We start from the raw sequence: 13,350 nt of genomic DNA, 5'->3' as shown, positions 1-13,350 counted from the left end.
GGCGAGTGAGCTTTTTTACTGACTGAGCGATTTATCAAACATCCTCTCAGAACTTCTGAAGTTAGTATTGCTGAGTCTGGCATAAAGAAGCTTGGCATAGCTGAGGTCGGCATAGCTGAGGTCGGCACTGTGTAGGTTGGCACCGCGAAGATCAGCGCTGTTTAGATTGGCATTGCTGAATAGAGTATTAACGAGAGTAGCCTTATTGAGATGGGCTCCGCTCAGGTCGGCATAGCAGAAATCAGCACCACTGAGGTGGATTCCATTTAAGTCAGCCTTAGGCAGGTCTACCTCATAAAATGAAATATTGTCTTCGTGTAAGTCTTCTAGTGCTTTTCTACGGGCATAGCTAGTTTCAATTCCATTGGCGTTATCAATCACTTGCCAAGCTTCGTAATGTTTTTGTTTTTTGCGTTCAGGAATCTCTTTGAAGTACAGAACAGCTGCTGAAGCGATGGCAATTGACTCAGCACTATCGAAAATGACTTTTGCCGGATTTGCTTCTTTGTCCGTTTCGAGAAGGATGGCCAGGCTAGCCAGAATAATGACGACTTCTGTGATTAACCGCCATGTTGGAATGGATAGCAGTTGTTCTTCAACCCAGTTGAATGGTCTTCTCTTTTGCATCTTGGCTTAGTCAGGTTTTCCGTTACTTCACCCACGAAAGCTCAATTACAGAAAAGTTCTTACCGTTAAAGCCCCGGCTTCTTTAGAGAAGTCGGGGCTTTGAAATCCGTGACAACCGCTCAACCGCTCAGCAAGGCTTCGACAAACTCGTAGCTAGAGAAGGGACGCAAATCTTCGATACCTTCGCCCGCGCCGATAAAGCGGATGGGGAGTCCCAACTGCTGAACGACTGCTAACGCAACACCACCCCGCGCGGTGCCGTCTAGCTTAGTCAACACTACCCCGCTCAGATTGGCGACTTCGGCAAAGACTTTGGCCTGCTGCAAGCCGTTTTGGCCCAACGTCGCGTCCAACACCAGCAGCGACTCAACCTTCGCGTCCGCTGCTTTTTTGTCGATAATGCGCCGAATTTTCGACAGCTCGTCCATCAGGTTTTTCTTGTTCTGCAAGCGTCCTGCTGTGTCCACCAGCAGCAACTCACAATTACGAGATTGCGCTGCCGTAATGGCGTCGAAGACGACCGCCGCTGGATCGGTATTTTTGCCGGGGTTCGCAATCACTTCCACCTCGCTGCGGGCACCCCAGGCTTTCACCTGCTCTACTGCTGCCGCTCGGAAGGTGTCCGCCGCACCAATGATGCAGGAATAGCCGGACTTTTTCGCAATGTGGGCCAGTTTGCCGATGGTGGTGGTTTTGCCCGCACCGTTGACCCCCGTCATCAGCCAGATATTAAAGCTGTCTTTATCGGGCACAAATTCCAGATTGTGGGAGTCGCCCAGGGGTGCGTCGAGCATATCGCGCAGAATTTTTTTGAGGTAAGCGATCGCCTGTTCTGGCGGCAGCGCCTCTTCTCGCAGCTTGGCCTGCAGCGATTCGATGATAGTGTCCGTCGCTTCTACGCCCACATCCGCTTGCAGCAACAGCGCCTCAATTTCAAAGACGGCGTCCTCGTTCAGCGGGCCTTGACCGACGATCGCCTTGAGCTGGTTCACCAGGCCCCGACGGGTCTTATCGAGACCCTGGCGCAGCTTGTTCAGCCAGGTGATTTCCTCAATGGAAATGTCGGCGGCACTGCGCCCCTGCCCGGCCAACACTTCCGCCGACCAGAGAAACGCCTCATCAAAATTGATATCGGGCAGCACGGGTTCTGTTGCGGTGGGCGTGGTCGTAGCGGGTTCGGGCTCCGGCTCTGGCTCCGCGATCGCGGTTTCTTGCAAACGCTCTAGGCGGGCTTGCCGCTCGGCTGCCGACTGCATCCAGGCGGGCCCGGTGGGCGCAGCAGGCGACGATTCGATTGGGGACTCTTCTGGGGCGGGGCGATCGCCGCTGGCCTCCGCTGGAGCGTCTGCGGCTGCTTCTGTAGAGGGGGCGTCAGCGATCGCCGTCGCCGATTCCTCGCTCGATGACTCCGCCGGTTCGGGCGGTTCAATTTCTGTAGGCTCGGTTTCTGGAGCCACCTCGTCCCCTTCTGCGACGACTGCGGTAGGCGGTTCGGGGGTGTCTGGGGCTTCGACCGTGGCGGACTCAGCTGATTCCGACTCAGCGATGCTGTCTTCAGCCGCCGCTTCCTCTTCAGTGGCGGCTTCAGCGGTTTCAGCGGCGGTTGGTGCCGCGTCAGCTGTGGGCGTTTGCTGCTTTTGAATATTTTGGTAAGCCGCTTTGGCCCAGGCCAAATAATCATCAGAACTCGTCGTCTGGGCTGAAGCATCGTCCCCAGACTCGGTTGATGATTTTTCGGTCGTCGTTTCTTCCGCCTGGGGCTTGTCCGCCTCTTCTGCAGCGGATTTATCGAACGAACGGCTAAACCAGTTGAAGTTGGCCATGAAACACTAATTAAGCGGCGATAATTTACGGTTCGACAGAAAACTCGAGGTCGGCTTTTAATCTATACCAGCGGGGCATCGGAGTCAGCCTTGACGGGTGACGGCGGCGCTTCGATGGTCGAATCGGCTTCGGCGATCGCTTCCCCCGGTTTCAAAAAGCGGTTGACCCAGCGACGCAGCACACCATTAATAAAGCGATAGCCATCTTCATCGCTGTAGCGCTTGGCAATTTCAACCGCTTCATTAATCACCACGCGATCGGGCACCCCGAGATATTTCATTTCAACGACCGCGATCCGCAGAATGTCACGATCAATCTTCGGTAAGCGCTTCACATTCCAAGACACCATGGCCTCGTTCAGTTCAGCGTCCACTTCATCGCGATTTTTGCCCGTCACCAACATCAGCTCGATCGCATAACTGCGAATTTCCTTGCGATTCGACAGCTGAATCATTTCGGGAATTTGCAACGCACTCCCCACGCGATTAATGGCGGCTTGGGTCTTTTCTAACGCCTTTTGGACCAAAGCACGGGCCTCCTCTAAGCTGCTGGCCCGCGTTTCACTCGCCAAGAGCTGATCTTGCCCCTGCTGCACTTCTCCTGCTGCCACCTCTAGGGCATCTTGCACCTCGCCAGCTAGCGATCGCACGGCGGAGGTCACCAGCGCATCGAGATCTTGATTAGCGATGTCGCTGGGTTTCGTACTGTTCAGTTGGCTGCTCCCCAGCAGGGCTAATTCACGGGCAAAACGGCGAGGCTGCATACAAATACCGGAAATAATCGCTTTGTGATCTTAGCAGGGGAAATTGCTCCCCTCCACGCGAGCGATCGCCGCGAACCGACCAATCCTTAAATTCCTTTCGCGACATTCTCAGGTCACATTCAGATTCTTCCCCTACGTTGGCAATAGAGAAGCCTGTTGTCCGCTATTTATTTAGGAGAAAATCATGCACCCGATTTTTGTGCTGCCCTTGCTGTTAGCGGGTTTGACGATTGCTAGCTGCGGTGCCCCAACGACTAGTTCTGCTCCGGTAGAAGAGGCCGCAACCACGGAGGGGGCCGCGCCCACCGATGCCGCTCCCAGTGACGCTGAAGCGGCAGAAGCAACCCCCACAGAATCAGCAGAGACGGTAGAAACGGTGGCCGCCGCATCCCCAGAGTCAACCACCCTTGCGGCAGTGTATGTGCAAGATGCCGTCGCGATCGCCGGGGCCGATCCCGTCGCTTATTTCACCGAAGGCGCGTATGTGCCCGGCAGCACGGAATTCACTTATGAATGGAGTGGGGCCACCTGGCAGTTTGCGAGTGCCGAAAATCGCGATACGTTTGCTAGCAATCCCGCCCAATATGCGCCGCAATACGGTGGCTTTTGCGCTTGGGCCGTGAGCCAGGGCTACACCGCTGCGATTGATCCCACCGCATGGACCATTGTGGACGACAAACTGTATCTCAATTACGACGCCAATATTCAATCCCGTTGGGAGCGCGACATCCCCGGCAACATCGCCAAAGCTGATGCCAACTGGCCTGCTGTCGCTCAGTAATCGCAGATAGCAAAAGGACAGCCTGGGTGCGCAGAGTAGATGAGTAGTTGGGTGGCGGGGTGTTTGGGTGCTGAGGTCTGCTCTGATTCGCTCTGGAGCCGTCGTTCCCAGCCTGCTTCTTTTCTGGTTGGATGGCCATCCTGGCCGTCCCGTCTTAGCAGGGTGTTTGGGCGCTGAGGTCTGCTCTGATTCGCTCTGGAGCCGTCGATTCCCAGCCTGATTCTTTTCTGGTTGGATGGCCATCCTGGCCGTCCGTCTTAGCGCCATCTGGGCCGCCCGATGATATTTCGACTGTTCGGATTGCCTGAGCGCGATTGCAATGGCTGAAAACGAGGTGAAATCGGTCTTCTGCAAAGCATTCCAAGCTCAGCCTTGAGGTGAAGGGAGTCCGCGATCGCGGGCTTTTTTAAGGATCGCTAACAGACTCGTGGCGGGGAACGCGATCGCAAACGCCATGCGGTACGCTTGGTAAGCATTGATGCTCATCTTCGGCAGATATTGAAGGAAGGTAGCGTCAATGCTGTGAATGCAGCTCTATCTAGCATTCACCTATCCCAGCAGTCGCGATTACAACAGCTATCCTATGGCGCTCATCGTTCAAAAATTTGGGGGAACCTCAGTCGGCTCGGTCGAACGGATTCAGGCCGTGGCTCAACGAGTCAGCCAGACCGTCCGTGCGGGACATCAAGTGGCAGTGGTCGTGTCGGCGATGGGCAAAACCACCGACGGCCTGGTGAAGCTCGCCAATGAGATTTCCGATAGTCCCAGTCGGCGCGAAATGGACATGCTGCTGTCCACGGGGGAGCAGGTATCCATCGCCCTCCTCAGCATGGCGCTGCACAGCTTGGGCCAAGCAGCCATCTCCTTAACCGGGGCACAGGTGGGCATTGTGACCGAGGCCGACCACAGTCGCGCTCGCATTCTCAACATTCGCACCGAGCGCTTACAGCGTCATCTGGCCGATGGCAAAGTGGTGGTCGTCGCGGGCTTTCAGGGCATCAGTCACAACACCGATTTTGAAATCACAACGCTCGGACGTGGTGGCTCCGATACCTCCGCAGTAGCGCTGGCAGCCGCCCTCGGTGCCGATAAATGCGAAATTTATACCGACGTACCCGGCATTTTGACCACTGACCCCCGCTTGGTGCCAGCGGCGCAGCTCATGCCCAGCATCACCTGTGACGAAATGCTGGAACTCGCCAGCTTGGGTGCAAAAGTCCTACATCCCCGCGCCGTGGAAATCGCCCGCAACTACGGCGTGCCCCTGGTGGTGCGATCGAGTTGGACGGACGAACCCGGCACCCATGTCATCGCGCCAGCCCGCCAGCCGAAGTCTTTGGAAGATTTGGAACTGGCGCATCCCGTCGATGCGGTGGAATTTGATCTTGACCAGGCGAAAGTTGCGCTGTTGCGCATTCCCGATCGCCCCGGCGTCGCCGCCCAACTCTTTGGTGAAATCGCGGCGCAAAGTCTGAACGTCGATTTGATTATTCAGTCCATCCACGACGGCAACACCAACGACATTGCCTTCACCGTGATGCGCAAGAATCTGGCTAAGGCCGAAGCAGTAGCTGAAGCGATCGCTCCCGTCCTACGGGGCAATCCGGCCGACTCTACCGAAGCTGAAATTCTGGTCGATCAGCAGGTGGCCAAGGTGAGCATTGTGGGCGCGGGCATGATTGGTCGTCCCGGCGTTGCCGCCAAAATGTTCTCCACCTTGGCCGCTGCGGGCGTCAATATTCAGATGATTTCCACTTCGGAGGTCAAAGTGAGTTGCACGGTGAATCGCGACGAATGCGATCGCGCGATCGATGCCCTCTGCAAAGCGTTTCAAGTCACCTGCTCGCCGCTCACGGCTCCCCCTGAGCAACCCGTGCTAGAAGCCGCGCCCGAAGTGCGCGGCGCGGCCCTCGACATGCATCAAGCGCAGGTCGCCATTCGCCAGGTGCCCGATCAGCCCGGCATGGCGGCGCGCATTTTCGATTTATTGGCCGAGGCGGGCGTCAGTGTAGATATGATCATTCAGTCTCAACGCTGTCGTTTGGTGAATGGCCACACCACCCGTGACATTGCCTTTACGGTGGCGCAGGCTGAGGCGACGCAGGCCCGTGCCGTGGTCGAGAGTGCCGCCACGGAACTCGGCTGTGGACCGGTGGTGGTGAATGATGCGATCGCTAAAATCAGCGTCGTGGGGCTGGGAATGATCAATACCCCGGGTGTCGCCGCCCGCATGTTTGCCGCTCTCGCCCAGCGACAAATCAACATTCACATGATCGCCACCTCCGAGATCAAAATCAGCTGCCTGGTCGCCGAAGCCGACGGCGTAGAAGCCCTGAAAGCCGTTCACGACGCCTTTCATCTCGAAGGGGCCGAGAAGGTCGTAGTGCCCGCGTAGTGGCGACTGGCGGGAACGGGTTACAAAACCAGATTTTTTCTGCCAGCGCGATCGTGGAACTTTCGAATAGTGTGATATCGTAAATAACCGTGCTTGAGAAAGTCACGTATCTCCACGGGTCGCTAGCTCAGCGGTAGAGCACTCGGCTTTTAACCGATTGGTCCTGGGTTCGAATCCCAGGCGACCCATTTTTTACTTCAATCAGTAGCAGTCAAGGCCTGAGCTTGGTTGCTCATGAATCATTTTCTATTGATTTCCTAAAAAATCTTAATGCGCTTCGCTCCAGAGCCAGAATTTCGGGGATCTGACCAATCTTCCGTAACTCAGTTTGTTGAACTTCTCGGAGGCCGCATAAGCAACTCGCAATACCGCTCACAAAGGCGGTTAGAGGTCGATGGGAACTGCCCTAGTGTTTTATATAGACGTAAGCTTCTCATCACAAAACGTCATAAAGGCGAAGGTTCTGCCTTAGTATTGATAGGTAAGGACACCTATTGGTTCTGATTTACGATTGCCGTAGGCAAGAAAAAGACTAGGAGGATTTTTATGGCGCTCGTCCCTATGCGGTTAATGCTGGATCACGCAGCCGAAAACGGCTACGGTATCCCGGCTTACAACGTCAACAACCTGGAGCAAATCCTGGCCATCATGGAGGCTGCTGACGAAACCGATAGTCCCGTGATTTTGCAAGCTTCCCGTGGTGCACGGAAGTATGCCGGTGAAAACTTCCTGCGTCACTTGGTGCAGGCGGCCGTTGAAACGTATCCCCACATTCCTGTGGTCATGCACCAAGACCACGGCAACAGCCCCGCCACTTGCTACTCCGCTATCCGTAATGGCTTTACTAGCGTCATGATGGATGGTTCCTTGGAATCAGATGCTAAGACCCCTGCTAGCTTCGACTACAACGTCAGCGTGACTGCTGAAGTTGTGAAAGTGGCTCATGCTATCGGTGCCAGTGTTGAAGGTGAGCTCGGCTGCCTGGGTTCCCTCGAAACGGGCCAGGGTGAAGCAGAAGACGGACATGGTTTTGAAGGTACTCTCAGCCACGACCAACTGCTGACTGACCCTGACGAAGCGGTGCAGTTTGTGGAAGCAACTCAAGTAGATGCGCTAGCCGTTGCCATCGGTACTAGCCACGGTGCTTACAAGTTCACCCGTAAGCCCACTGGTGAAATCTTGGCGATCAGCCGCATCGAAGAGATTCACAAGCGCTTGCCCAACACCCACTTGGTGATGCACGGTTCCTCTTCTGTGCCTCAAGAGTGGTTGGACATGATCAACGAGTACGGTGGTCAAATTCCTGAGACCTACGGTGTGCCCGTTGAAGAAATCCAGAAAGGCATCAAGAGCGGTGTGCGCAAGGTCAACATTGACACTGACAACCGTTTGGCAATTACCGCTGCGATTCGTGAAGCGGCTGCTAAGGATCCTTCCAACTTCGATCCTCGCCACTTCATGAAGCCTGCCATCAAGTACATGAAGCAGGTCTGCCGCGATCGCTACGAAGCGTTTGGTACCGCAGGCAACGCAAGCAAGATCCAGCAAGTTGGCGTCGAAGTCTTCGCCGCTAAGTATGCTGCTGGCGAACTGGATGCCAAAGTCAAGAAAGCCGCTGCTGTGTAATTAGCATCAGCAGTAGCTTATTGCTACTAACCTTTAGGAGCCGTTAGTGATTGACAGCGGCTCCTTTTGTTGTGCGGTTTTTGGAAAAGTCCTGAATCTGCACTATGCCAGGACGATCACCAGCCCCAGGTGCCGGCACCGCCTTTGAACGGGCCGACAATGTCGCTCGTAATCCAGCCACCGTAAAAGTCGCCCGCCTGAGCTTGCACGAGCTCATCGTCGACGTAGCAAGCCTCCATCTGACTGGGATAGACGGCTACACAGTCGCTAATCGCGGCAAATCGTTCTGTCGGCTGTGGATAACGCCATACGGCATGACTGACGCGGCGATCGCCCACGACCAAATCAAAATACTGAGCCACCCCCTTCCATTCGCAAAAGGTAGCTCGCTGGACGGGCACCAAGAACTCTTGTCTTACATCATCCAAAGGAATGTAGTAAACCGGGGGATGACTGGTTTCTAAAATGCGCACCGTGCGCTGGGAGTCAGCAATGGTTCGTCCGTTGAATACCACTCGAATGCGTTTCTCAGAGCCTTCCACCCGAGGCGGACGGGGATAATCCCAAACCGACTCTTGGCCTGGCTGGGGCTCGATACGTTGCACCATTGATCGGCTTATCCTCAAATACGCTCTACTAAAAGTATTTTGACATGGGCACCGGGACTCTTGCCGGCTCCCCCAAGAGCCCATTAGGACTTACCTGAAAGTGGCGCTTGTCCGGTCACAATTCCCAGAAAATCCAACCCGTGCTCTGAATTCTTCAGGAAATTTTGTAAGGTTGGGGTGGCAACTCACAGAAGTAGCAAAGTAAACCGTGACCAACTTGAATTCCAACGAACCACAAATGGAGCCCTTAAGCCGTGTGCAGGTCTTGGTGGCCATGGGGGTCACAGCCCTCGTCCTGCTGATGGTCGCCCGCTTTTGGCTGCTATTTGATTCAGTGGTGATGCTGTCGGTGGCATTTGATGCTGAAGTGTTGCTCTTAGGACTCAGTATCGGCTTGGGCATTACTGGCGCCAGTGCGATCGCCTACGAAGTGTGGCCGGGCTATCGTGATAGCGCAAATATGTATCTCAAGTTGGTGTTAGAGCCACTCACCTGGAGTGATTTGATCTGGATGGGACTCTTGCCAGGCCTCAGTGAAGAATTACTGTTTCGGGGGGTCATGCTACCCGCGATCGGGCTCAACGTTTATGGAGTCATTTTTTCTAGTCTGTGCTTTGGCGTGTTACATCTTAGCGGTCTACAACAGTGGCCTTACGTCGTTTGGGCCACGGTGATTGGTCTAGTACTGGCGATGAGTGCGTTGTGGTCAGGTAACTTACTCGTACCCATTCTGGCGCACACCACGACTAATCTTGTCGCCAGCCTGTTTTGGAAAGTTAAGTACGACAACCTTTGAGTGCAGCACTAGGGACTACTCACGGTCTTGCAATAAGCTGACTTATATTGGCACAAACCGCGAAAAGATACCCATGGCTAAAGTTCTTTTTTATACGCGAAATTTGACCACACCTTTTCTTTGGAGAGGCTGATCAGCGTAGCTGGTAATTACGGTCATACCTCTCAATCTTTGAGGAAGTGCGTCGAAAAATGCTGTGGCAATCTTGGAAATCCCTGAGACGCCTGGACTTCACGATAAGTAGGAATACTGAAGTCCTGAAGCGATCGCTGCTGCTATTGCTTAATAACTCCTACCAAAAAGCTAACCCTCAACAAGAAGTCATCACACACTAGGCAATGTGTATGAAGTTACAGAGAAATCAGTCGTATTTACACATAGGTCGCAAAATCAGGAAATATACTGTGAACATGTCCAATCTCAGTAGAAACCGAGCTATGTTCTCCTCATTCACTAAATCCGCGATGACCGTTGGTGCCGCTGCTGGCACTCTATTGATGGCCGCTGGTAGCGCCAGCGCCTTTTCGTTTACAACTAATTTTGTCGGTACTCCTCCCACCGGAAACATATTCCTGGAGTCGATCACCACTCAGAACGGCACGAATATCTCTGACTTCTCTGCTGTTACTGGGGCAAGTCTCACGAATAAGCCTTACAGTGGCGGTAATACGGGGGCTGCAAGCTCAGATCGAGGCGACAATGCTGACGGTATTGCAGTAGAAGACCCTAGCGACGCAAACATTGTCTCCTCGTTAGGTAGAGACGCCAATGGTAAGTTAAACCTCAATAACATCGTTGACACTGAAGATAACGGCTATTTCACCCTCGAGCTTGAGTTTGAAAAGGCGTTTAATACCCTGCTGTTATGGGAGCGGGGAATGAATAGTCGGATTCAAGTGGTCGCTGGAGGTATCGACCAAGTATTTGACAGCTCGACTTTTGATTACGCAGGCTTCAATATCGATACGACTGAAATCAGCACCAAGAATGATGTAGGCCAAAAAGTCGGCAGCCGTGGCATTAAGCTCGGTGAAAGTGTGACCAAAGTTACTCTCATTTCTAAGAGCAGCTTCCAAGGGCCGGACTTTAAGGTGGCTGGTGTAACTGTGCCTGAACCGACGGCTGTTTTGGGCTTGACTGCAGTTGCTGGGGCGTTTGTTGCTAGCCGTCGCCGCAAGGGTGAGCCCACCGCATAAGCCGCTTATAAAATGGGTCAGCTTTTACAGTTGACCCAAAATGGTCAACTTACTGTTCGTGACAGGAAGCACCAGAAATCATAGCCCCTGCCTTGATTGAAATATCAAGGCAGGGGCTATTTTTGACGGCAGCAATACGGATGCAACGGCGCAAGGATTCAACTGTCGCTAGGAGTGGTCAGAACGATGCCTTTGAGCGTTAGCGCGATCGCTTCTCTTCTGGCGCTTACGCTGTTCGGTACGGGCCATCGCCTTGTCGACAGGAAAGCCAGCGATCGGAATAACTTGATGCTGCCGTTCTTTTTCTAGTTGCTTGAGTTCGGTGTAGTCAACCCAGTGAATACAATCTACTGGGCAAGTGTCGATCGCTTCCTGAATGACCTCTTCAGGATCACCATCTTGGCGAATGGCCCGCGCCCGACCATAATCTGGCTCGATATAAAAGGTATCGCGCGCGACGTGGGCACAGTGACAACAGCCAATGCACGTCAATTCGTCTACGTAGACGCCTTTTTGGCGTAAAGCCCCCCCAAGCTCCGGTTCAAACCCAGTACGATCAGCAGCGCCTCTGAGGTCGCCGCCTAACTCTGGTTCTAAACCGCTTGGAGAGGCTACAAAATCTTCGCCTGTTTCTGTAAAGGCGTCGTCAAAAGATGGGGGCATCAGCTTTCCCCGATGAACAACTAAGCCCAGCGTTGAACCACTAGACGAATGGCACCGTCGTCGGTGGTCTTTTGCTCGGCTACTTGAAAGCCTTCATGCTTGGTTGCTTCGAGCACTGTGTGGAAGGCGTAGCGTTGAGTAATTTGGTTGACAAAGCCATCAACTGAAAGGGGCTGCTGCCAATACTGCAGATCAGCAACCAATTCGTAATCTTTGGTTTCAGGATTTAAGCGGAAACCAATGTCAAACCCATTAGGTTGCTCAATCACAACCTCAGCGGTTTCAGCAGCGCCTTGATATCCCCGAACAGGAGAGGGGCCTGACTTCCAGTCAATGCCCAGGTCGGTCAAAGCCGATTGCAAGGAAGAGAGGTTGCGGATTTTAGTCCGAATCTGGCTAAAGTGTGACATGTTATCCGTGCGTTAACGAACGTTGAACTAGCCCCAGTCGCTATAAGTTGCTCGGTTTTGGGTATCGACTGTAGACGTTTGATGGGCTGATTGGGCATAAAAGTCAGACGTTTGCTCACGGCTAACGACATTACCCAACTGCTCCTCAATCTTGCGAGTCACGTCCTCACAAGAGCGACCGACGATACCTGTCACCATCTCCTTGACGCGACCGTCGGGATAGATGATGAATTCCAAGGTTTCCATACAGCGTTTCAGGTAGTGAAAAATTAATTCAGTCCATTGAGACTGAGCATTCCGGCAAAAGTTGTAAAACAACTTTATCCTACTAAGCATTTCTGAAGGACAGTCAGCCATCGCATAGCAAATGTTAATGCAAATTATTGACGGCGAGAGTATTCACTTCAAATTACCGTTCAGTGTTACGTAATTGGTTGGTCAGCGTCAACCTATCGTGAGGATGACTGACCGCAAAATTAGGGGTTTGAGGGGATCGCGATCGCCAAAACTTTGCAGATCTTTACGAGCTGCAACATCCTGCTGTGATGGAGTTTGACGGTTGGGAAATTGGCGCAATGACTGCGGCGCGATCGCCCGATAATGAGGGACTGTGAAGTAAACGGAATAACGCCATGAATTCTCAAACAATCGCGTCACAATCTCCGATCGCAGTGGGCGTGCTCGGGTTTGGTGGGCTGGGTCAAGCCGCGACGCGAGTGCTCATGCCCAAGACGGAAATGCAATTGGTCGCAGCGGCGGATAAGCAAGGCTATGTATACGATGCCCGGGGTTTAGAGCCGCAAACCTGCATTGAGGCGTATCGCGATCGCGGCTCGGTGGGCTATGTCGAGTCGGGTGGCGTGCTGAGTCAGCAAAGCATTGCAGATCTGATCCAAGCAGCCCCGAATGTACAAGGTTATTTTCTGGCGTTGCCGAACCTGCCCAACACCTTCATGGCTTCGGTGGTGCAACAATTTATCGCGTCGGGTTGGCGGGGAGTGTTGGTGGATGCGTTGAAGCGCACCAGCGCGATGGAGCAAATTTACGCCTTACGAGACGAGCTGCAAGCGGCTGGCATCACCTATATGACGGGGTGTGGGGCGACTCCTGGTTTGTTGACCGCCGCGGCGACAGTCGCGGCCCAAAGCTACACCGAGATTCACAGCGTCAAGATTACCTTTGGCGTCGGTATTGCTAACTGGGAAGCCTATCGAGCTACCATTCGCGAAGACATTGCCCACATGCCGGAGTACGATGTTGACTCGGCTCGGGCCATGAGCGATGAAGAAGTTGCGGCCCTGCTCGATCGCACTGACGGCATTCTCCAGTTGGAAAATATGGAACATGCCGATGACTTGATGCTGGAACTGGCGGGGATCTGCGATCGCGATCAGGTTACCGTGGGCGGCATCGTGGATACGCGGAATTCCAAAAAGCCTCTCAGCACCAACGTCCAGGTCACGGGACGCACCTTTGAGGGCAAGATTTCGACCCACACCTTTACCTTGGGAGACGAAACCAGCATGGCGGCGAACGTCTGTGGACCCGCGTTTGGCTATCTTAAGGCGGGGATTACCTTGCACCAGCGCGGGCAGCATGGACTCTACACGGCAGCAGAAGTGATGCCCCAATTTGTCCGCTAATCGCGGGTCGGCATTAAT

General features: G+C 53.8%; 13 protein-coding genes and 1 tRNA gene. 7 read left to right on the top strand and 7 right to left on the bottom strand.

The genetic code is table 11. The annotated features are described in order from the left end of the window. Positions 1-15: 15 nt before the first annotated feature. The 3 genes from DYY88_RS19590 to nusB all read right to left on the bottom strand — a co-directional run bounded on the left by DYY88_RS19590 (position 16) and on the right by nusB (position 3,214). Positions 16-627, bottom strand: a complete 612-nt coding sequence (locus DYY88_RS19590; protein WP_052288240.1) for a pentapeptide repeat-containing protein — start codon at positions 625-627, stop codon at positions 16-18. 119 nt (positions 628-746) lie between these two features. Continuing rightward, positions 747-2,450, bottom strand: a complete 1,704-nt coding sequence (gene ftsY, locus DYY88_RS19585) for a signal recognition particle-docking protein FtsY (protein WP_039725524.1) — start codon at positions 2,448-2,450, stop codon at positions 747-749. 62 nt (positions 2,451-2,512) lie between these two features. Beyond that, positions 2,513-3,214, bottom strand: a complete 702-nt coding sequence (nusB, locus tag DYY88_RS19580; protein WP_044150998.1) for a transcription antitermination factor NusB — start codon at positions 3,212-3,214, stop codon at positions 2,513-2,515. Positions 3,215-3,398: 184 nt separating this feature from the next. On the opposite strand from nusB, the gene DYY88_RS19575 reads away from it, so the two are divergent. From DYY88_RS19575 to fba, 4 genes are all read left to right on the top strand, one after another. Continuing rightward, positions 3,399-3,995 (top strand): YHS domain-containing (seleno)protein, encoded by a 597-nt coding sequence (locus DYY88_RS19575; RefSeq protein ID WP_039725523.1) that lies wholly within the window; start codon positions 3,399-3,401, stop codon positions 3,993-3,995. A 526-nt stretch (positions 3,996-4,521) separates the two neighbouring features. Further along, the gene (locus tag DYY88_RS19570) at positions 4,522-6,390 is read left to right on the top strand and encodes an aspartate kinase (protein WP_367889310.1); all 1,869 of its coding nucleotides are present in this window, start codon (positions 4,522-4,524) and stop codon (positions 6,388-6,390) included. A gap of 116 nt (positions 6,391-6,506) precedes the next feature. Then, positions 6,507-6,578, top strand: a tRNA-Lys gene (locus DYY88_RS19565). A gap of 358 nt (positions 6,579-6,936) precedes the next feature. Then, entirely contained in the window at positions 6,937-8,016 is a 1,080-nt protein-coding gene (gene fba / locus DYY88_RS19560) for a class II fructose-bisphosphate aldolase (protein WP_039725522.1), read from the top strand. Between the two features lie 116 nt (positions 8,017-8,132). On the opposite strand, the gene DYY88_RS19555 is transcribed toward fba, so the two are convergent. After that, a complete protein-coding gene (locus DYY88_RS19555) occupies positions 8,133-8,624 on the bottom strand; it encodes a DUF427 domain-containing protein (protein ID WP_039725521.1) in 492 nt (163 codons plus the stop codon). Between the two features lie 208 nt (positions 8,625-8,832). On the opposite strand from DYY88_RS19555, the gene DYY88_RS19550 reads away from it, so the two are divergent. Together DYY88_RS19550 and DYY88_RS19545 are read left to right on the top strand one after the other, a co-directional pair. Next, a complete protein-coding gene (locus tag DYY88_RS19550; RefSeq protein WP_242517644.1) occupies positions 8,833-9,420 on the top strand; it encodes a CPBP family intramembrane glutamic endopeptidase in 588 nt (195 codons plus the stop codon). A 464-nt stretch (positions 9,421-9,884) separates the two neighbouring features. Beyond that, the gene (locus DYY88_RS19545) at positions 9,885-10,616 is read left to right on the top strand and encodes an exosortase-dependent surface protein XDP2 (protein ID WP_084607194.1); all 732 of its coding nucleotides are present in this window, start codon (positions 9,885-9,887) and stop codon (positions 10,614-10,616) included. A 168-nt stretch (positions 10,617-10,784) separates the two neighbouring features. Here the strand turns inward: DYY88_RS19545 and DYY88_RS19540 are convergent, their stop codons facing one another. From DYY88_RS19540 to DYY88_RS19530, 3 genes are read right to left on the bottom strand one after another with little or no spacing between them, the layout of a single operon-like run. Continuing rightward, complete coding sequence (locus DYY88_RS19540; RefSeq protein WP_039725519.1) at positions 10,785-11,279, bottom strand: ferredoxin; 495 nt, start codon at positions 11,277-11,279, stop codon at positions 10,785-10,787. Positions 11,280-11,299: 20 nt separating this feature from the next. Then, the gene (locus DYY88_RS19535) at positions 11,300-11,689 is read right to left on the bottom strand and encodes a DUF1257 domain-containing protein (protein ID WP_039725518.1); all 390 of its coding nucleotides are present in this window, start codon (positions 11,687-11,689) and stop codon (positions 11,300-11,302) included. A 27-nt stretch (positions 11,690-11,716) separates the two neighbouring features. Then, entirely contained in the window at positions 11,717-11,935 is a 219-nt protein-coding gene (locus tag DYY88_RS19530) for a DUF2997 domain-containing protein (protein WP_039725517.1), read from the bottom strand. A 386-nt stretch (positions 11,936-12,321) separates the two neighbouring features. Between DYY88_RS19530 and bioU the strand changes: the two genes are divergently transcribed. Beyond that, complete coding sequence (gene bioU, locus DYY88_RS19525; protein WP_039725516.1) at positions 12,322-13,332, top strand: (S)-8-amino-7-oxononanoate synthase BioU; 1,011 nt, start codon at positions 12,322-12,324, stop codon at positions 13,330-13,332. Positions 13,333-13,350: the final 18 nt, after the last annotated feature.

Origin of the sequence: Leptolyngbya iicbica LK (assembly GCF_004212215.1) — a bacterium.
Lineage (GTDB): Bacteria > Cyanobacteriota > Cyanobacteriia > Phormidesmidales > Phormidesmidaceae > Halomicronema > Halomicronema iicbica.
This window is presented reverse-complemented; position numbering and strand designations above follow the sequence as displayed.